This is a genomic window from Actinokineospora sp. UV203, assembly GCF_056323665.1.
The window spans coordinates 5,489,711-5,508,625 of sequence record NZ_CM150484.1; the positions used below are offsets into that span (position 1 = coordinate 5,489,711).

Sequence of the window (18,915 nt, forward strand, 5' to 3'; positions counted from 1 at the left end):
GCGTGCACTTCACCGATACCGGCTCCGGCACCCCCGTCGTCCTGCTCCACGCGTTCCCGCTGGACTCGCGCATGTGGGACCCGGTCCGCGAGGCGCTCTCGGCCGTCGTCCGGCTGATCACCCCCGACCTGCGCGGCTTCGGCCGCACCCCCGTGGGCGACGCCGAGCCCTCGGTGGAGACCCTCGGCCAGGACGTCGTGGCCCTGCTCGACGAACTGGGACTCGACCGCGCGGTGGTCGGCGGCTGCTCGATGGGCGGCTACTGCGCAATGGCCGCACTGCGGGCCGCGCCCGAGCGGGTCTCCGGGCTGCTGCTCATCGACACCAAGGCCACCATCGACACCGAGGAGGCGGCCGCCAACCGGATCAAGGTGGCCGACCGCGCCGAAGCCGAGGGGACCGCGCCCTGGCTCGCCGACACGATGCTGCCGATGCTGCTGGCCGACCAGGCCCACGCGGGCACCGTCCGCGAGCTGATGGAGTCGCAGAGTCCCGCCGCCGTGGCGTGGGCGCAGCGGGCCATGGCGGCCCGAATGGACTCCCGCGACACGCTGCGGTCCGCGGGCGTCGCCACCCTCGTCGTGCATGGCGCGCTCGACAAGCTGATGCCGGTGCCGGTGGCGCAGGAACTCGCCGAGTTGACCGGTGGCGAGCTGCGGCTGCTGCCCGACACCGGCCACCTGCCGTCGATCGAGTCCCCGGCGGCCTTCCTTGGCGCGGTCACACCCTGGTTGGCCAAGCGCTGAGCAACGGCGAAAGGGACCGTCGACGACGGTCCCTTTCGTGTTCTCACGCCGCGTAGCCGCGGTACTTGCTCCACTTGGCGAGCTCGGTGGTGTTGATCCAGTACACGCCGTAGTGGTAGCCCTGGGCGTCGTACAGGCCGCCGTTGTACCCGGTGTCGGCCACCAGTGCCCGGCCGCCGGACTGGTCGTAGCCGAGGACCGCCACGTAGTGCCCGCCCGGGTAGCTGCGCCAGCCGCTGGTGGTGCTCGCCCCGCCCGAGACGTTGACGACCAGCGCCCAACCGCGGTTGATGTCGAACAGGATGTCCGAGCGGAGCAGGTTCGCCCAGCCCTCCGAGGTGTAGTCCGAACCGAACTTGGCGTCGTAGTAGGAGGTGCCGAGCGTCGCGTTCAGCGTGGCCCGGATGTTCCACGAGCTGTTCGTGCCGTTGGTGGTGGTGCCGAGCGAGTTCGCCAGGCTTTCCTGGCTGGGGTAGGCGCCCCGGACGGACAGGGCGATGCGGGTCGCCGCCGGACCGCAGAAGTAGCTGGTGTGCTGACCCTGGATCTGGTTGTTCCCAAGGGTCTTGCTGGTCTGATAGTTGGGCATGCACTGGCCGTCGATGATCACGCACGCGCTGGCGGCGGGTGCGGTGGCGACGGTGACGCCGGTGATGGTGCCCAGGCCGACCGCGATGGCGGTGGCGGCGCGGAGGATCTTGCTCTTCATGACGGATTCCTTGGAGTCGGGAGAAGGTGTGAAGACCTTCTCCCGCCCCGGTTGCCGTCCCGTTGCCGTTCTCTTGCCACGTCCCCTAGCGGCGTTTGCGGCGCGGGCGTTCGTCGGGGACCAGATCGATGCTGGGCACCTTCGACTCCTCGGAGCGGCGCAGCACCGCGCACTTGAGCCTGCTGAAGCCGCGTACCGACACCGGCCGCCTGCTGCGCACCGTGTACGCGTCGGCCCCGGCCAGCGCGTCGGCCAGGGCGCGGTCGATCATCACCGTGCCCGGGCGGGCGACGCCGGTGAGCCGGGCGGCGATGTTGACCACGGAGCCGTAGACGTCGCCGAAGCGGTTGATGACCCGGCCGTAGGCCATGCCCGCCCGCAGCGCGGGCAGATCCGGGTCGGCCTCCGCGGCCTCCAGCAGCCGCAGCGCGATCTCGGCGCCATGATGGGGGGAGTCGGCGACGTAGAGGACCTCGTCGCCGAGCATCTTCACGATCCGGCCGTGGTTGTCCGCGACGATCTCCGCGGTCATCGCGTCGAACCGGTCGACCATGGTGACCAGCTCGGCCTCGTTGGCCCGGCGGGTCAGCGTGGTGAAGCCGACCATGTCGGCGAACCCGATGACCTCGCTCTGCACCTGCAGCTGCTCACCCGGGCTGGCCAGCGCACGGCCCGCGTAGGCCGCGAGGTGCCTGCGCCAGGCGTAGTTCTGCATGCGTTCGAGATCGGGCACCAGGCGCTCGATGAACCGGCCGAGCTGGCGCTCGTCGGAGACCAGCTCGGGGTTCGCCGCGAGGATGTCGGTCATCAGGTGGACCTGCCACTCGGCCAGCCGGGAAAGATGCTGGCCGAGCATCCGCGCGGTCGCGGTGGTCATCTCCGGCTCGATGATGCCCGCCAGCATGAGTTCCTGCGTCATCCGCAGGGCCTCGACGTCGCTGTCGGTGAACACCACATCGTCGTCGCCGACCGTCGCGAAACCGAGCGCCCGCCACAGCATGACGGAGCGGTCCAGCGGCACGCCCGCCTTCTCGCGGACCTGCTGACGGGTGTAGCGGCGCTCGCCACCGAGGAGGATCTCCTCGACCTGGCGCTGCGCCGCCCCGAGCTCCTCGGTCACAAGGACCTCCCGAGGGTGGTCCGGTGCTCACTGATGGGAGGAGTCACGAGCGGGCATCCCGCCAAGGTCCGGGTGTGCCGTGGCCTGCCGGGTCTCACCGGTGTCTCCCGGTGTTGGGCGGGCCTGCGAACCGTGAACCTCAACAGCACCTCCTCCTTGTGCGGTAGTCGCTGTTGTAATCCCCCGGCTCCAGCCGGGGGAGGGTGTCAAGTCGTGTGGACGATGAGCACGTCGACAGTCGACTTGCGCGCGGCCTCCGACGGCACCGAGCCCAGGATGCGGCCCGCGATCGTGTTGAGGCCCCGGTTGCCGATCACCAGCAGGTCGGCGTTGTGCTCGTGCACGACCTTGGTCAGCGCGGGCACCGGGTCACCGTCGACGACCACGGTCTTGACCTTGGTCGCACCCGCGCGGTTGGCCCGCTCGGCGGCGGTGCGCACCGACTCCTCGGCCGGGTTGGAGCCGACCACCTGGTACGCGACGTCGGAGCCCAGCGAGTCCTGAGCCCGTTCCACGGTCCGGGCGCTGGCGGGCTGGAAAGCACAGGCGATCACGAGCGTCGCGCCCGTGTCACCGGCGATCGCGGCGGCGCGATCGACGGCGCGGTACGACGAATCCGAGCCATCGGTGCCGACGACTACGGTCTGATAGGCGGCCATTGCGGATGTCCCTCCCGAGTCCTACTTGCCGGTAGACTTAACCAGGTCAACGACCGATTCGCCCATCGGACGCGCCAGAATGAGAATCGACGCGATGAAAACGACAGAGATGCTCGCCGTAGCCATCGCCGAGGCACAAATCGGACTGGCCGAGGGTGGCATCCCGATCGGGGCCGCGCTGTTCGGGCCATCCGGCGAACTCTGGGGCCGTGGGCACAATCGGCGGGTGCAGGACGGCGATCCGTCGGTCCATGGGGAGACTTCCGCGTTTCGGGCGGCCGGGCGTCGGCGGTCTTATGCGGGGACGACGATGGTGACGACGCTGTCGCCGTGCTGGTATTGCAGCGGGTTGGTGCGGCAGTTCGGGATCTCGACGGTCGTGATCGGGGAGTCTCGGACGTTCACCGGGGGCCATGACTGGCTTGCTGATCATGGGGTTGAGGTTGTTGTGCTCGACGATCCCGAGTGCGTGCGCATGATGACGGACTTCATCTCGGCCAACCCGAGTCTGTGGAACGAGGACATCGGGTCGCCGTGAGGCGGCTCGCCCTTCGGGCCTTGCCGCTGTGGGGTGGGATGCCCCTCTGGCTCGAGTGTTCAACGCTGGCTTGACAGCGTCAAGGGCGGCGCAAGCGCCGTCGCTTCGCGATCAGCAAGCTGATCCTTGACCCTGCCGAACCAGCGTTAAAGACGGCCAGGACGAGAGGCAAGGGGGAAGTGCGGTCGCGGTGACATGGCGCCGGCTTGCCGGCGCGGTTCGGTCGCGGTGACATGGCGCGGTTCGGTCGCTTTTGAGGTGACGTTTCGGGGGCCCGGCGCGAACACTGCCAACTTCGATGGCGTGTTCGGTGCCGGGTCCTCGAAACGTCACCGCGACCGAGCGTGGGTTTCGGGCGCCGAGTGGGCCTTATCCGCGGGAGTTCACTCTGGTGGTTTCCGGGGTGGGCTTGGGGAGGCGTTGGGTGCGTTCGCCGCTGGGTTCGGCTTCGGCGGTGCGGACGGCCTCGGGGGTTTTGGCCTTCGATGCCGGCTTGGGGGCCTGTTTCTCGGTCGGCTTCTCCGTCGGGCGCTCCGGCCTGCTCGCCGGTGTCCGCTCGGTGTCGGACTCCACCGCTTCCCAGTGCTCCTGCGGCGGCCCGACCGGCTTCATCATCTTCGTCGGCGACTCGTCCGCCGGTGCGCCGTCGATCGTCTTCGGCGCACGCTCCTCCGGGAGCGGGTCGAGGATCGGCGTCGCGTCGGCCAGTTGGACGTGGGCGTCGGCGATGAGGTCGCGGGCGGTGTGCAGCTGGTCCGCCACCCGGGCCCGGAGCTGGCGCAGGGCGGCGACGCGCTGGGTGGCGTGGGTGATTCGGCGGTTGGCTTCCTCGGTGGCCTCACGGACGCGGCGGTGCGCCTCCGTGGTGGCTTCCTTGAGCCGCGAGGTCGACTCGGTGATCGCTTCGTGCCGCCTGCGGTTCGCTTCCTCCGTGGCCTCACGCACGCGGCGTTCAGCCTCGGACTTGCTTGTCGCCTCTTGCTCGGCCAGCGCCCGCATCGACTCCGTGCGGCGCGACGCCATGGCGATCTCGAAGTCCTCTTCGACCTTCGTGCGCCGCTCCAGGGACGCGGCGTCGATCCGGGCCGCCTCCGCCGTCGCCGCGGCGACGGTCTGCTCGGCGTCCGCGCGCGCCTTCTCGACGACGCCGACGTGTTCGGCCTCCATCGCCGCGCGGCGCTGGTCGAGGTCGGCCATCAGCTTCTCGTAGCGCTGCTTGAGGATCAGGGCGTCGGCTTCGGCCTTCTGCCGGATGCGCTCGGCATCGGCCTCCGCCCTGCCCCGTTCCTCGCTCGCCTCGTCCTGGGCGAGCCGCAGCATTCGCTGCAGTCGCTCGCTCAGGCCCTCAAGGGTGGTCGGCGGCAGTGAGAGCCGCTCGACCTGCCCCTTGAGTTCGTCGATCTCCGAGCGGCCCCGTTCGAGCTGCTTCGCGAGATCCGTCGCCTGTGAGACGGCCGCGTTGCGGTCGGCGTGCAGTAGCTGCAGTTCGGCGTCGAGCCGCTCAAGGTGCTCTTCGACCTGCGCGCGGCTGTAGCCCCGCTTGGTGATGTCGAATCCGGCACCCAACGGCACGAGATCGCGTTCGTCGCCCAATCCCATGGGGTCACGCTACCTGTCTGGGTTACGGCACTCACGACAAGTAGCGCAATCCCACATCGAACGGCCCGTACGGGTGATCAGTTAGACACCACGAAAACGGTTGATCGCGTCGAGGTGCTTGGCCCGCATCTCGTGGTCGCGCACGCCCAGACCCTCTTCCGGGGCCAGGCACAGCACGCCGACCTTGCCCTGGTGGGCGTTGCGGTGCACGTCGAGCGCGGCCTGGCCGGTGTCGGCCAGCGCGTACGTCTTCGACACCGTCGGGTGGATGAGGCCCTTGGCGATGAGCCGGTTTGCCTCCCACGATTCGCGGTAGTTCGCGAAGTGGGAGCCGACGATCCGCTTGAGGCTCATCCACAGGTACCGGTTGTCGTACTGGTGCATGTAGCCCGAGGTGGACGCGCAGGTGACGATCGTGCCGCCCTTGCGGGTGACGTAGACCGACGCGCCGAAGGTCTCGCGGCCCGGGTGCTCGAAGACGATGTCGGGGTCCTCGCCGCCGGTCAGCTCGCGGATCTTCTTGCCGAACCGCTGCCACTCCTTCGGGTCCTGGTTGTTCTCGTCTTTCCAGAACTTGTAGTCCTCGGCGCTGCGGTCGATGATCAGCTCCGCGCCCATCTTGCGGACGATGTCGGCCTTCTCCTGGCTGGACACGATGCACACCGGGATCGCGCCGCCGTTGAGGGCGTACTGGGTCGCGTAAGAGCCGAGGCCGCCGGAGGCGCCCCAGATCAGCACGACGTCGCCCTGCTTCATGCCCGCGCCGTTGCTCGAGACGAGCTGGCGGTAGGCGGTGGAGTTCACCAGGCCGGGGGACGCGGCCTCTTCCCACGTCAGGTGCTTGGGCTTGGGCATCAGCTGGTTGGACTTGACCAGCGCGACCTCGGCGAGTCCGCCGAAGTTGGTCTCGAAGCCCCAGATGCGCTGCTCGGTGTCCATCATCGTGTCGTTGTGGCCGTCGGGGCCTTCGAGCTCGACGTTGAGACAGTGCGCGACGACCTCGTCGCCCGGCTTCCAGGCGTGCACGCCGGGGCCGGTGCGCAGCACCACGCCGGACAGGTCGGAGCCGACCACGTGGTACGGCAGGTCGTGCTTCTTCGACAGCGGCGACATCTTGCCGTAGCGCTCGAGGAACTTGAACGTGGAGACCGGCTCGAAGATCGAGGTCCACACGGTGTTGTAGTTGATGGCGCTGGCCATCACCGCGACGAGGGCCTCACCCGGGCCGAGCTCGGGGACCGCGACCTCGTCGAGGTGCAGCGACTTGCGCGGGTCCTTGTCGCGCGACTCGAGACCTTCGAACATTCCGGCCTCGTCGGCGTGCACGGTGACACCGCGGTACGACTCCGGAACCGGCAATGAGCCGATCGCGTCGAGCTCGTCGGCCTGGATGGCGTCGAGGATCTTCTGCACTGCGGGACCTCCCGGCGAATCGGACACAGGGCTCAAGCACCCAGGTGGCGTGATGTTACTTAGCGGTAGACAGCAGGTACCGGTGATGTGAGGGATGGCACGCACTCGATCGTTGCAGGTCGATATTGACCAGCGGCTCTTGACAAGCGGACCATGGCCTGAGGGATCTCCCTTTGATGGAGGTGGTCTCGTGAACGAGTCTCGAGCGGACAAACCGTGGACCCGTCCTTACGACTGGGCCGAAGTAGTCCTCGGCGTCGTCGCTATGGCGTCTCCACTCTGGATGGCAACCGACAACGCCGCGATGTGGACCATGGTCGTGCTCGGCGCGTTGATCGCGCTCGACGGCCTGGTATCGCTCGCGATGCCGGGCATGGTCGCCGGTGAGGCGATCCAGATCGTGCTCGGCGTGCTGCTGTTCATCTCGCCCTGGGTCATGAGCTACACGCACCTGACCGGCATCGCGTGGTCCTCCTGGATCATCGGTGCCCTGACCGTGGTGGCGGGCGCCGCCGCTCTGCCACTGGCGCAGGCCGCCAGCCGGATGGCCGGGTCGCACTGACCCGCCAGGTCAACGGGCCGCGGTCGTCGCGGCCCGTTCGACCAGCGCGCTGACCAGGGCCTCCTCGTCGCCCAGGACGCCGGGGAGGGTCAACGACTCGACGATGAGGCCCGTCATCGCGATGTAGAGGAGTTCCACCGTCGTCCGGTCCCCGGGGAGCCGTGAGTCGAGGTGGAACGCGATGCCGCCCTCCAGCTGGGCGCGCATCGTCTCGGTGAACCCGGCCCGCAGCTCCGGCCGCCGGGTCGCCTCCAGCCGCAGTTCGAGCAGCGCCAGATAGCCCGCGCGGTCGGCGTGCACGCGCCGCAGGATGTCGCGCATGAACCGCACGACCAGGTCGCGGTCCCGCGGCGCGTCCAGCGTCCGCTCGACCTGCGCGGGGTCGGGCGCGAGCCGCACGTGGATGTGCGTGCCCACCTGGTCGAGCAGCGCGTCGCGGCTGGGGAAGTAGTTCGACGCGGTCCCCTTCGGCACACCCGCCTCGGCGTCGACCGCCCGGAACGTCAGCCCTCTCGCACCTTCGCGCGCCAACACCTCCACCGCCGCGTCGACAAGAGCCAGGCGTCGGTCGTCGTTGCGTCGCACTTAAACCTCCTTGACCACTGTGATTATAGTACTACACACATAGTGATTCAACGAAGGACGTGTATGCGCTTCAGCAAGTTCGCCACCGCCGTGCTGGTCGAGGATGTCGCCGCCGCCAGGGACTTCCTGGTCGACCTGCTCGGCTTCAAGGTCACCGTCGACCTCGGCTGGTACGTCGACTTCTGCCACGAGTCGGCTGAGTCGTTCATGTTCGACCTCGTGCAGGTCGACCACGAGTCGACGCCGGAGCCCTACCGCGGCCGCCCGGTGGCGGGAACGATCCTGGCCCTCGTGGTCGACGACGCCCAGGCCGAGGAAGCCCGCCTGCGCGAGGCGGGCGTCGAAATCGTGGCGTCGTGCAAGGACGAGCCGTGGGGTCAGCGGCACTTCTACGCCGCCGTGCCCGGCGGTCTGCTGCTCGAAATGGTCCAGATGGTCGCCCCCGACCCGGCGTGGCTCGCCGCCAACGGCTTGTGACCGGATACCTACCTTCGTAGGAAGGTCACCTGTCGTACGGTCTCCTCGGGAGTTCTCCACACAACTTCTCCACAATGGAGTGAGAGGGGACCGGCGACCGTGACCGCCACGACCGAAGTCGAGCAGGGCAAGGAGTTCTTCGGCCATCCGCGCGGACTGGCGAACCTGTTCGGCACCGAGATGTGGGAGCGCTTCTCGTATTACGGGATGCAGTCGATCCTTCTCTACTACCTGTACTTCAGCGTCGCCGAAGGTGGGCTGGGGATTCCCCAGTCCACCGCGGCGGGCATCGTCGGCGCGTACGGCGGGTCGGTGTACCTGGCCACGATCGCCGGGTCCTGGGTCGCGGACCGGCTGTTCGGCCCGGAGCGCACGCTGTTCTACAGCGGGTCGCTGATCCTCGCCGGCCACGTCGCGCTCGCGGTCCTGCCGGGCGTCATCGGCGTGGCCGCGGGCCTCATCTGCGTCGCGCTGGGCTCGGGTGGACTCAAGGCCACCGCCACCGCGCTGGTCGGGGCGCTGTACGCGCCCGAGGACGAGCGGCGTGACTCCGGGTTCTCGATCTTCTACATGGGCATCAACATCGGCGCGCTCGTCGGACCGCTGCTCACCGGCCTGCTGCAGGACCGCGTCGGGTTCCACTGGGGATTCGGGCTGGCGGCGGTCGGCATGGCCGTCGGCCTCACGCAGTACGTCTTGGGGCGCAAGCACCTGCCGGAGTCCGGCCGGATCGTCCCCAACCCGCTCGACGGACCGGACCGCGTCCGGGCGTTCGCGGTGATCGGCGCGGGCGTCGCGGCGGTGCTCGCGCTGGTGCTGACCGGCGTCGTCGGCGCGGACAACCTGGCGATCGTGGTCACGTGGGTCATCGCGGTCGCGGCCGTGACCCTGTTCGCGATCCTGCTGACCAGCCGCAAGGTCGACGGGGTCGAGCGGCGGCGGGTCGTCGCGTTCATCCCGATGTTCCTGGTCAGCTTCGGCTTCTGGGCGCTGTTCCAGCAGCAGTTCACCGTGCTGGCGATCTACGCGGAGACCCGGGTCGACCTGGACCTGATGGGCTTCAGGATCCCGCCGTCGTGGTTCGCGTCCGTCGAGCCGCTGTTCGTGGTGCTCCTCGCCCCGGTCTTCGCGGCGCTGTGGATCCGGCTGGGCGCGCGCCAGCCGTCGACCCCGGTGAAGTTCGCCATGGGCGTCGCCGCGATGGGCGTGGCGTTCCTGGTGATGGCGCTGCTCGGCTTCACCGTGGGCGAGAAGGTGATCAACCCGCTGCTGGTCGTGCTGGTGCTGGTGATCTTCGTGCTCGGCGAGATGTGCCTGTCGCCGGTCGGCCTGTCGCTGTCGACGAAGCTGGCCCCGAAAGCCTACGGCGCGCAGATGGTCGCGCTGTTCTTCCTGTCGATCGCCCTGGGCACGTCCGTCGCGGGCGCGCTCGCGGAGTACTACTCGAAGGACTCGGAGCCGACGTACTTCGGCCTCCTGGGAGCGGGCGCCATCGCGCTGGGCGTGGTGATGGCCCTGCTGACGCCCGCCGTCCGGAAGCTGATGAACGGGATCCGCTAGTGCGCGTCGGCGGCGGGTTCGACGAGTTCCACGAGCACGCCGCCCGCGTCCTTCGGGTGCACGAAGTTCACCCGGCTGTTCGACGTCCCGCGCTTGGGCTTGTCGTAGAGCAGGCGCAGGCCCTTGGCGCGCAGGGCGTCGGCGGTGGCTTCGACGTCGACCACCCGGTACGCCAGCTGCTGCAGGCCGGGGCCGCAGCGGCCGATGAACTTCGCGATCGTCGACTGCTCGTTCAACGGCGCCAAGAGCTGGATGGCCGGGCCGGCGGTGTCGCCGGGGACCCGGAGCATGGCCTCGCGGACGCCCTGCTCCTCGTTGGTCTCCTCGTGGACCGACTCGAGGCCGAAGTTGTCGCGGTAGAACGCGATGGCGGCGTCGAGGTCCGGGACGGCGATCCCGACATGGTCGATTGCGACAACGTGCGGCTTCAGGGCATCGGTCATACGCGAAGATTACGCCTTCCCTACCCATCGGTAACTATTTGCTGTGCGGCTACTCACACAGGCACATGGCGAAGCGGTTCTCCGCGAGTAAGGTCCGAGTTAACGCACGTTCGCACGCTGAGGAGACCGCTGTGTCCGGAACCGTCATCGTCGCGGGGGCCCGCACCCCGATCGGTCGCCTGCTCGGCTCGCTGAAGGACTTCAGCGGAGCGCAGCTCGGCGGGGTCGCCATCAAGGCCGCGCTGGAGAAGGCGGGCGTGAAGCCCGAGCAGGTGCAGTACACGATCATGGGCCAGGTGCTCACCGCGGGCGCGGGCCAGATCCCGGCCCGGCAGGCCGCCGTCGCCGCGGGCATCCCGATGAACGTCCCCGCGCTGACCATCAACAAGGTCTGCCTGTCCGGCCTCGACGCGATCGCGCTGGCCGACCAGCTGATCCGCGCGGGCGAGTTCGACATCATCGTCGCGGGCGGCCAGGAGTCCATGACCCAGGCGCCGCACCTGCTGCCGAAGTCCCGCTCCGGCTTCAAGTACGGCGACGTCACGCTGCAGGACCACATGGCCTACGACGGCCTGTTCTGCGCGTTCGACCAGGTCGCCATGGGTGTCTCCACCGAGAAGGTGAACGCCCGCTACGACCTCACCCGCGAGGAGCAGGACGCGTTCTCCGCGGCCTCGCACCAGAAGGCGGCCAAGGCCATCGCCGACGGCGTGTTCGCCGACGAGATCGCCCCGGTCACCATCCCGCAGCGCAAGGGCGACCCGATCGTCTTCGACACCGACGAGGGTGTGCGCGGCGAGACCACCGTCGAGAGCCTGGGCAAGCTGCGTCCGGCGTTCGCCAGCGACGGCACCATCACCGCCGGTTCGGCCTCGCAGATCTCCGACGGCGCCGCCGCGGTGGTCGTCATGAGCAAGGCCAAGGCCGAGGAGCTGGGCCTGTCCTGGATCGCCGAGATCGGCGCGCACGGCGTCGTGGCGGGCCCGGACGCGAGCCTGCACGAGCAGCCGTCCAACGCCATCAACGCCGCGCTGGCCAAGCAGGGCATCGCGGCCTCCGACCTCGACCTGGTCGAGATCAACGAGGCGTTCGCCGCGGTCGGCGTCGTCTCCACCAAGAAGCTGGGCATCTCCGAGGACATCGTCAACGTCAACGGCGGCGCCATCGCCCTGGGCCACCCGATCGGCGCTTCCGGCGCCCGACTGGTCGTGCACCTGGCCTACGAGCTCAAGCGTCGCGGCGGCGGTGTCGGCGCGGCGGCCCTGTGCGGCGGCGGCGGCCAGGGCGACGCCCTGATCATCTCCGTGCCCAAGGCCTGAGCTTGGCCCGTCAGGTCGATGTAGCCGATCTTGTCGACCGCGCGCGGCGGCGTGAGCCGCGCGCGGTCGCCAGGCTCATCTCACTCGTCGAGGACGCCAGCCCGCAGCTGCGCGAAGCAGCGGCGGCGCTGGCACCCCTCGGCGGGCGGGCCCAGGTCATCGGGCTCACCGGGTCGCCGGGTGTCGGCAAGTCCACGACCACCTCGGCCCTCGTCGCGGCCTACCGCGCGCAGGGCAAGCGGGTCGGCGTGCTCGCCATCGACCCGTCGTCGCCGTTCTCCGGCGGCGCCCTGCTGGGCGACCGAATCCGGATGCAGGAACACGCCACGGACCCGGACGTGTTCATCCGCTCCATGGCCACCCGCGGCCACCTCGGCGGCATGGCCTGGGCGACCCCGCAGGCGCTGCGGGTCCTCGACGCGGCCGGGTTCGACGTCGTCCTCATCGAGACCGTCGGCGTCGGCCAGTCCGAAGTGGAAGTCGTGGCGCTCGCCGACACGACCATCGTGCTGCTCGCCCCGGGCATGGGCGACGGCATCCAGGCGGCCAAGGCGGGCATCCTGGAGATCGCCGACGTCTTCGTCGTCAACAAGGCCGACCGCGACGGCGCCGACACCACCGTCCGCGAGCTGAAGTACATGATCTCGTTGGGCCGCCGGGAGATCCGCGGCGCGAGCTGGCGCCAGCCGATCGTCAAGACGGTCGCCGCCCGTTCGGAGGGCATCGCCGATGTGGTCGAGGCAATCGACACGCACCGCACGTGGATGACTGAGCACGGCGAGCTCGAAGAGCGCCGCGCGGTCCGGGCCCGCACCGAGATCGAGGCCATCGCGGTCGAATCGCTGCGCGCGAAGCTGGCCGACGTGCACGGCGACGCGCTCGACGGGCTGGCGAAGCGGGTGATGGCGGGCGAGGTCGACCCCTACTTCGCCGCCGACTCCTTGATCGAGAGCCTGGAACGCTGATAACCGCACCTAAGGGACCGTGACGTTGCTCGACCACGGGGATCGCATTTCCGGCACTATGACCCTGTGACATTGCCAAACTTGGAATTTCGGGGTGGCGGAACAGCGCCCGCGCCCGCGATTGTGGTCGAGGACATCCGTAAGTCCTATGGGGATCTCAAAGCCGTCGACGGCGTTTCCTTCACTGTCGCCGAGGGCGAGTTCTTCGGGATCCTCGGTCCGAACGGCGCAGGCAAGACGACCACGCTGGAGATCGTCGAGGGCCTGCGCGTGCCCGACGGCGGAAGCGTGCGGCTGCTCGGCGAGAACCCGTTCCCGCGCAACGTCGCGCTGCTTCCGCGCATCGGCGTGCAGCTGCAGGCGTCGGCCTTCTTCGAGAAGCTGACCGCGCGCGAACAACTGGAGACCTTCGCCGCGCTCTACGGCATCGACGCGAAGACCGCGGGCGAGATGCTCGAACTCGTCGGCCTCACCGACAAGGCCGACACCCGCGAGGACAAGCTGTCCGGCGGTCAGCGGCAGCGGCTCTCGATCGCCTGCGCGCTCGTCCACGACCCGGACGTGGTGTTCCTCGACGAGCCCACCGCCGCGCTCGACCCGCAGGCGCGGCGCAACCTGTGGGATGTGCTGCGCGCGATCCAGGAGCGCGGCAAGACCATCGTCTACACCACGCACTACCTCGATGAAGCCGAGATCCTCTGCGACCGGGTCGCGATCATGGACCACGGCCGCGTCCTCGCCATGGACCCGCCCGCCACGCTCGTGCGCGGCCTCGACGCCCCGACGCACGTGATCCTCGAACGCGGTTCACTGTCCCTTGAGGACGCTCGGGCGATCACCGGCGCCGACGACGTGCACGCCGACGAGGTCTCGCTCACGATCTCCACCCGCACCCCGGCCCCCGTGCTCTCCACGCTGGCCGAACGCGGCACCCTCGACGGCCTGCAGGTGCGGACCGCCACGCTCGAGGACGTCTTCCTCGACCTGACCGGGCGGGAGTACCGCGCATGAGCGAGCTTGCGAGCGAATCATCGACACAGTGTCTTCGCGAGTGGCGCCACCGAACCTGTGAGGTGGCCAAATGAGTACGGCGTTCACCAGTCTGTCGAAGGCGATGGCCAAGGGTTTCTTTCGGGACAAGGCGACTCTGTTCTTCTCATTCGTGTTCCCGTTGATGTTCCTGGTGATCTTCGGTCTGCTGTTCCGCGACGCGGGCGCGGAGAAGATCAAGATCGGGGCGGTCGGCGACGGCCCGGTCCTCGCCGCGCTCGAACAGACCGGCGCGGTGGAGCTGGAGCGGTTCGATTCGGTCGAGGCGGGCGTGCGGAAGGTGCGCGACGGCGACCTGCCCGGTCTCGTCGAGGCGACCGGCGACACGGTCCGGCTGAGCTTCGCCGCGAGCGACCAGGCCCAGGCGGGCACGGTGCGCGGGCTGGTGGCCGGTGTCACACAGGAGCTCAACGTGCGGGCGAGCGGTCAGCCCCCGCGCTTCGCGTTCGAGGCTTCGCAGGTGGAAGACGCGTCGCTGCAACCGATCCAGTACCTGACGCCAGGCATCATGTCGTGGGGCATCGCGGTGACCGCGGTCTTCGGCGCCGCCCTCACGATGGTGAACTGGCGGCGCAAGCAGGTGCTGCGCAGGCTGCGGCTGGCGCCCATCACCCCGACGACCGTGCTCAGTTCGCGGCTCACCGTGACGGTGGGTGTCGCGTTTGTCCAGGCGCTGGTTTTCGTCGGTGTGGCCTTGCTTCCCATCTTCGGCCTGCGCCTGTCCGGTACGTGGTGGCTGTCGATTCCGGTGTTCCTGCTGGGAGTCCTGGCCTTTTTCGCCATCGGCATGCTCATCGGCGCGTTCTGCAAGACCGAGGAAGCCGCCACCGGCGCGGCCAACATCGTCGTGCTGCCCATGGCGTTCCTGTCCGGCACGTTCTTCCCGATCGACGCCGCGCCGCCCTGGCTGCAGACCGTGTCGAAGGTCTTCCCGCTGCGGCACATGAACGACGGGATGATGGACTTCCTGGTCCGCGGCAAGGACGTCTCGGCCCTGCTGGTGCCGTGCGCGGTGCTCGTCGGATTCACCCTGGTGGTTGGATTCATCGCCAGCCGGGTGTTCACCTGGGAGGACAGCTGACCTCACGGCGACCCGAGAGGGGGGTGAGCGCGCTCACGCTCCACACTGGAGCCATGTTCGCCACCCCCGCAGGCCGTTTGCGCATTGTCGCCCTCGCTGAGGCCGTCTCCTGGGTCGGTCTCCTGATCGGCATGTTCTTCAAGTACGCGACCGACCTCGGCGAGTTCGGGGTGAAGGTCTTCGGCCCGATCCACGGCGCCGTCTTCGTCGCCTACATCGTCGTCGCGGCCTTCACCGCGCGCGAACAGCGGTGGAACCGGTGGACGACGGTCTGGGCCTTCGTGTCCAGCATCCCGCCCCTGGCCACCATCGTCTTCGAACGCTGGGCGCTGCGCACGGGCAAGCTCGACCCGGTTCGGGTCCGCCAGTTCAGCTGACATCCGGCCGCTGATCCAGGTCGTCTGCACCGGGTCGATCCAGTAGTCGCTGTGCCCCAGGACAGTGGTCTCACCCGGCCGCGGATCGTCGAGTTCCGTGTTGTCCGCATTGGGGAGCGGACTGGCGATCGGATCGGTGACCCGCCAGAAGTTCTTCCAGTCAGGACTTCGCTCGATCACGGTGTCGAAGAACGCTGTGGTGAAGTGGCAGGGAAAGTACGTCTGGTAGAGCGAGTGCAGCGGTGAGCCGCAGGTGACCAGGCTCACCGTCGGCAGAGGCCCTTCGTGCTTCGCCAGCCACCACGCGCAGACGACCGATCCCTGGCTGTGCCCGACGAGGACAACATGCTCCGCGGTGCCCAGGGCGTAGGTGACTCCGGCCAGAGTCGACCTGCGGTAGGAGACACCGCCCAGCGGATGGTGTTCCACCGGCCAGAACCCGACGATGTCGGCGAACCGGCCCATCACCTTGCTCAGTGAGGGCAAGCGGTGGCGCAGGAAGACCGCGAGGACGGTGAACACGGTCAGCACGTGGATCAGTCGCACGGCGACCTCACCCGGCCCGCCGGTCAGCAGCCATTCCCGGCCCAAGACCAGTGGGGCGGAGAACACGACCGCGAACACGAGGGTGCCGAACAAGATCATGCCGAGCCTTGCCGTCACCCTGCCCACCAGGGTGCGTGGCGGCTCGTTTCGCTTGAATCGAATCGCGACCAACGCGGCCCCGGCCAGTGCGAGGCCGGCCAGGACGCCGAACACCGCGATGTAGTCCAGCCGTGACGACACCACCGTGCCCCGGTCGTAGTAGGCCATGAGCGTCCGGTCCCAAGCGGTGAGGGTGTCGAGCCTGCCCGAGGCCACCGGCGAGGCCCATACGGAGATCCAGTCGATGCCCATCCGCAGCACCGCGCTGAACGCGTGCGTGGAGACCATGGCGATGGCCAGCAGCGCCGCCGCCCCGGCGACGCTCGCCTTGGCGTCGGTGAACAGCCGCAGCACCATCAGCAGCACGGCTATCAGCAAGGTGGCGACGGTCGTCACGGCGACGATCGCCGCCATCGCGTCGAGGCGCTCTTCCGGCAGGGAGCACTCGATGATCCCTCGTTGCGGACAGATGTTCCGCGAGGGCCAACCGGCGTAGAGCCGCTGCGCGGGCAGGGTCAGCGCGACCCAGGCGCCGAACCCGACCACCGCGAGCACGTTGAGCCACAGCACGAATCTCCGGATGCCCAGTCCGCGCCACTTCGCCCGGATGACCATGGCCGCGGCCATGGCGAGCGGAATGCCGAACGAGATCAGTCGGGCGAATGTCCGCGTGTCGGCGGGGGCCGGGACGACCTTGAGCACGGTTTCCGCGAAGACGATCAGCCAGGCCGCGGCGGCGACCGACAACAGCACGCCGACCGCCGTCACCGCCGCCCGCAGCAGCCGCCGCACCCACGCGTCGTCGTTGGGTGGTCCCATGTTGCCCGCGGCGTTGGCCAGGGTGAACGGGAACGCGAGGTACCAGAGCAGGCCGCCGGACAGCTTGCGTGAGGATCGCGACCAGTTGACCAGTTTCAGCTCATGCGGAGGCACGATCGGCGGTGGGGCGACGTCGGCGCGGTCGTTCGACGACATGACCGCCGGCCTGCCCAGCGCACTGTAGTAATCGTGGTCACCGATGCCGTGCACGCGAATCTCGATCGACGACATATCCGCCTCCGCTGCGAGCCTGTCTTAGAGAGTCGCCGGAGAGTGCGGGGGTCGTTACGTTTCGTGACCCAAGCGCGATCAGTCCTGGAAGTCGCCCGCCGCTTTGCGGACCTTTGCCAGCAGGTCGGTGAGCTGCGCGGTCTGGCGCTCGGTCAGGCCCTTGAGTCCGAAGTCCACGGTGGTCACCGCCGCGGTCGCCTGTGCCTGCCGTTCGCGGCCCGCCTCGGTGATCTCGGCCAGCGTGGTGCGGCGGTCGGTCGGGTGCGGGGTGCGCTTGACCAGGCCGTCGGCTTCGAGCCGGTCGACGATGTTGGTGACGCTGGTCGGGTGCAGCTGCAGCCGCTCACCCATCACCCGCATCGGGAGGCTGCCCTTGCGGGAGAACGTCAGCAGCACCAGGGCCTCGTACCGGGCGAAGGTCAGCCCGTGCGGCTTGAGCGCTCCGTCCACAGCGGACTGGAGGATCTGCTGGACCCGCATGACGCTGGTGACCGCGGCCATGGTCTTGGCGTCGCCGATTCGTTCCTGCCACAAATCCGCAGCTCGGGCGATGGGATCGAACGGCAGGGAGCGGGGGCTCATGGCCAGAAGTTACCAGCCGGGAACCGCCTGCCGCCCTCAGTAGCCTTCCGGCGGCGGCGCGAACTCGGCCCGCACGCCGAGCAGCCGCACCGGCCTGTCCAGCTCGAACCGTTCCAGCGCGACCAGGGCCGCGGCCCCGATGTCGGCCTGGTCGGTCGTCGGGCCCGCGAGGGTGACGCTGCGAGTCTTGGTGAAGAACGGGGCGAAGCGGGCCTTCACCCCGACCCGGATCACCGGCCTGCCGTCGGCCTCCACCTCCGCCATGAGCTGCTCGGTCAGCTTCACCACCGCCGCGCGCATGTCCTCGACGGCGGTGAGGTTTTCCTGGAACGTCGTCTCGTGGCTGTGCGACCGCGGCACGTACGGTTCGCCCGAGACCTCCGTGGACCCGGCGCCCAGGCCGAGCGTGCGCAGCCACGGGCCGATCGTCGGGCCCATCCGCGCGGCCAGCACGTCCGGGTCGGCGGCGGCCAACTCCGCGACCGTCGTCAGGCCGAGTTCGGTCAGCTTGCGGGCGGTCTTGGCGCCGATGCCCCACAGCGCGTCGGTCGGGCGCCCGCCCATGACCTCGAACCAGTTCTCGGCGGTGAGCTGGAAGACGCCCTGGGGCTTGCCGAAGTCGGTGGCGAGCTTGGCCCGCAGCTTGTTGTCGCCGATCCCCACCGAGCAGTGCAGCCGGGTCCGGTCGAGCACCACGTCGTGGATCTCGCGGGCCAGCGCCACCGGGTCGGCCGTCTCGACCCCGAGAAACGCCTCGTCCCACCCCAGCACCTCGACCACGGCGTCGAACTCCCGCAGCGCGGCCATGACCTGCGCGGAGGCCGCCGTGTACGCCTCGGGGTCGCTGGGCAGGAACACCGCCCGCGGGCAGCGCTTGACCGCCAGCTTCAGCGGGATGCCGGAGCGGACACCGAACGCGCGGGCCTCGTACGAGGCCGTCGCCACCACCGCCCGCTGGGTGGGATCGCCCTGGCCGCCGACGACCACGGGAAGTCCGCGCAGCTCAGGTCGGCGCAGGACCTCGACCGCGGCGATGAACTGGTCGAGGTCCACGTGCAGGACCCAGCGGTCGGAGACCACCTGGCTAGTGTGCCTGGCAAGTCGCCGAACGACAGGAGTGAACCGTGCTCGTCGCCTTCAGTGTCAGCCCGCTCGGCGGGGAATCGGAGAACGTGGGCGAGGCCGTCGCCGAGGCCGTGCGGGTGGTCCGCGAGTCCGGCCTGCCCAACGAAACTTCGGCCATGTTCACCACTGTGGAGGGTGAGTGGGACGAGGTGATGGCCGTGGTCAAGCGCGCCACCGACGTCCTGCTCGCGAAGTACCCGCGGGTCGGGCTTGTCCTCAAGGCCGACATCCGCCCAGGTCACGTCGGACAGCTCACGGCGAAGGTCGAACGGGTCGAGCAGTACCTGGCCGACGCCGCCGACTCCTAGGA

Annotated in this window: 20 protein-coding genes; 11 read left to right on the top strand and 9 right to left on the bottom strand. The window is 69.1% G+C overall.

Translation table 11 applies throughout. The features are described from left to right. Positions 1-2 precede the first annotated feature (2 nt). Positions 3-746, top strand: coding sequence for an alpha/beta fold hydrolase (locus tag ACUZ2Y_RS26390; RefSeq protein ID WP_476323894.1), 744 nt, complete (start codon positions 3-5; stop codon positions 744-746). 43 nt (positions 747-789) lie between these two features. Here the strand turns inward: ACUZ2Y_RS26390 and ACUZ2Y_RS26395 are convergent, their stop codons facing one another. The 3 genes from ACUZ2Y_RS26395 to ACUZ2Y_RS26405 all read right to left on the bottom strand — a co-directional run bounded on the left by ACUZ2Y_RS26395 (position 790) and on the right by ACUZ2Y_RS26405 (position 3,234). Then, a complete protein-coding gene (locus ACUZ2Y_RS26395) occupies positions 790-1,455 on the bottom strand; it encodes a C39 family peptidase (RefSeq protein WP_476323896.1) in 666 nt (221 codons plus the stop codon). 85 nt (positions 1,456-1,540) lie between these two features. Then, a complete protein-coding gene (locus ACUZ2Y_RS26400; protein WP_476323898.1) occupies positions 1,541-2,575 on the bottom strand; it encodes an adenylate/guanylate cyclase domain-containing protein in 1,035 nt (344 codons plus the stop codon). Positions 2,576-2,781: 206 nt separating this feature from the next. Then, positions 2,782-3,234, bottom strand: a complete 453-nt coding sequence (locus ACUZ2Y_RS26405; protein ID WP_476323900.1) for a universal stress protein — start codon at positions 3,232-3,234, stop codon at positions 2,782-2,784. A 79-nt stretch (positions 3,235-3,313) separates the two neighbouring features. Between ACUZ2Y_RS26405 and ACUZ2Y_RS26410 the strand changes: the two genes are divergently transcribed. Further along, positions 3,314-3,772 carry a nucleoside deaminase gene (locus tag ACUZ2Y_RS26410; RefSeq protein WP_476323902.1) on the top strand — a complete coding sequence of 153 codons (459 nt, stop codon included), beginning with the start codon at positions 3,314-3,316 and terminating at the stop codon, positions 3,770-3,772. A gap of 369 nt (positions 3,773-4,141) precedes the next feature. Here ACUZ2Y_RS26410 and ACUZ2Y_RS26415 read toward each other — a convergent pair whose 3' ends face one another. Both ACUZ2Y_RS26415 and ccrA read right to left on the bottom strand, forming a co-directional pair. After that, positions 4,142-5,371: a chromosome segregation protein gene (locus ACUZ2Y_RS26415; protein ID WP_476323904.1), complete on the bottom strand. Its 1,230-nt coding sequence runs from the start codon at positions 5,369-5,371 to the stop codon at positions 4,142-4,144. Between the two features lie 81 nt (positions 5,372-5,452). Further along, positions 5,453-6,784, bottom strand: coding sequence for a crotonyl-CoA carboxylase/reductase (gene ccrA / locus ACUZ2Y_RS26420; RefSeq protein ID WP_476323906.1), 1,332 nt, complete (start codon positions 6,782-6,784; stop codon positions 5,453-5,455). Between the two features lie 190 nt (positions 6,785-6,974). On the opposite strand from ccrA, the gene ACUZ2Y_RS26425 reads away from it, so the two are divergent. Next, on the top strand, positions 6,975-7,346 hold the full coding sequence (locus ACUZ2Y_RS26425) for an SPW repeat protein (RefSeq protein ID WP_476323908.1): 372 nt from the start codon (positions 6,975-6,977) through the stop codon (positions 7,344-7,346). Positions 7,347-7,355: 9 nt separating this feature from the next. Here ACUZ2Y_RS26425 and ACUZ2Y_RS26430 read toward each other — a convergent pair whose 3' ends face one another. Continuing rightward, the gene (locus tag ACUZ2Y_RS26430; protein WP_476323910.1) at positions 7,356-7,931 is read right to left on the bottom strand and encodes a TetR/AcrR family transcriptional regulator; all 576 of its coding nucleotides are present in this window, start codon (positions 7,929-7,931) and stop codon (positions 7,356-7,358) included. Between the two features lie 63 nt (positions 7,932-7,994). Between ACUZ2Y_RS26430 and ACUZ2Y_RS26435 the strand changes: the two genes are divergently transcribed. Then, on the top strand, positions 7,995-8,408 hold the full coding sequence (locus tag ACUZ2Y_RS26435; RefSeq protein ID WP_476323912.1) for a VOC family protein: 414 nt from the start codon (positions 7,995-7,997) through the stop codon (positions 8,406-8,408). 99 nt (positions 8,409-8,507) lie between these two features. Continuing rightward, positions 8,508-9,968 (top strand): peptide MFS transporter, encoded by a 1,461-nt coding sequence (locus tag ACUZ2Y_RS26440; RefSeq protein ID WP_476323914.1) that lies wholly within the window; start codon positions 8,508-8,510, stop codon positions 9,966-9,968. On the opposite strand, the gene mce is transcribed toward ACUZ2Y_RS26440, so the two are convergent. Then, on the bottom strand, positions 9,965-10,411 hold the full coding sequence (gene mce, locus ACUZ2Y_RS26445) for a methylmalonyl-CoA epimerase (RefSeq protein WP_476323916.1): 447 nt from the start codon (positions 10,409-10,411) through the stop codon (positions 9,965-9,967). The genes ACUZ2Y_RS26440 and mce overlap by 4 nt on opposite strands. Before the next feature lie 131 nt (positions 10,412-10,542). Here mce and ACUZ2Y_RS26450 point away from each other — a divergent pair, with 131 nt between their 5' ends. The 5 genes from ACUZ2Y_RS26450 to ACUZ2Y_RS26470 all read left to right on the top strand — a co-directional run bounded on the left by ACUZ2Y_RS26450 (position 10,543) and on the right by ACUZ2Y_RS26470 (position 15,203). Beyond that, on the top strand, positions 10,543-11,730 hold the full coding sequence (locus tag ACUZ2Y_RS26450; RefSeq protein ID WP_476323918.1) for an acetyl-CoA C-acetyltransferase: 1,188 nt from the start codon (positions 10,543-10,545) through the stop codon (positions 11,728-11,730). Between the two features lie 2 nt (positions 11,731-11,732). Next, positions 11,733-12,695 (top strand): methylmalonyl Co-A mutase-associated GTPase MeaB, encoded by a 963-nt coding sequence (meaB, locus tag ACUZ2Y_RS26455; RefSeq protein WP_476323920.1) that lies wholly within the window; start codon positions 11,733-11,735, stop codon positions 12,693-12,695. Between the two features lie 66 nt (positions 12,696-12,761). Next, positions 12,762-13,706 (top strand): ABC transporter ATP-binding protein, encoded by a 945-nt coding sequence (locus ACUZ2Y_RS26460; protein WP_476323921.1) that lies wholly within the window; start codon positions 12,762-12,764, stop codon positions 13,704-13,706. A 70-nt stretch (positions 13,707-13,776) separates the two neighbouring features. After that, the gene (locus tag ACUZ2Y_RS26465; protein ID WP_476323923.1) at positions 13,777-14,826 is read left to right on the top strand and encodes an ABC transporter permease; all 1,050 of its coding nucleotides are present in this window, start codon (positions 13,777-13,779) and stop codon (positions 14,824-14,826) included. A 131-nt stretch (positions 14,827-14,957) separates the two neighbouring features. After that, entirely contained in the window at positions 14,958-15,203 is a 246-nt protein-coding gene (locus ACUZ2Y_RS26470; RefSeq protein WP_476332084.1) for a DUF3817 domain-containing protein, read from the top strand. 1,773 nt (positions 15,204-16,976) lie between these two features. Here ACUZ2Y_RS26470 and ACUZ2Y_RS26475 read toward each other — a convergent pair. After that, the gene (locus ACUZ2Y_RS26475; RefSeq protein WP_091370617.1) at positions 16,977-17,480 is read right to left on the bottom strand and encodes a MarR family winged helix-turn-helix transcriptional regulator; all 504 of its coding nucleotides are present in this window, start codon (positions 17,478-17,480) and stop codon (positions 16,977-16,979) included. Positions 17,481-17,516: 36 nt separating this feature from the next. Beyond that, on the bottom strand, positions 17,517-18,560 hold the full coding sequence (locus tag ACUZ2Y_RS26480; protein WP_476323926.1) for a DNA polymerase IV: 1,044 nt from the start codon (positions 18,558-18,560) through the stop codon (positions 17,517-17,519). A 44-nt stretch (positions 18,561-18,604) separates the two neighbouring features. Between ACUZ2Y_RS26480 and ACUZ2Y_RS26485 the strand changes: the two genes are divergently transcribed. Further along, on the top strand, positions 18,605-18,913 hold the full coding sequence (locus ACUZ2Y_RS26485) for an MTH1187 family thiamine-binding protein (RefSeq protein ID WP_476323928.1): 309 nt from the start codon (positions 18,605-18,607) through the stop codon (positions 18,911-18,913). Positions 18,914-18,915: the final 2 nt, after the last annotated feature.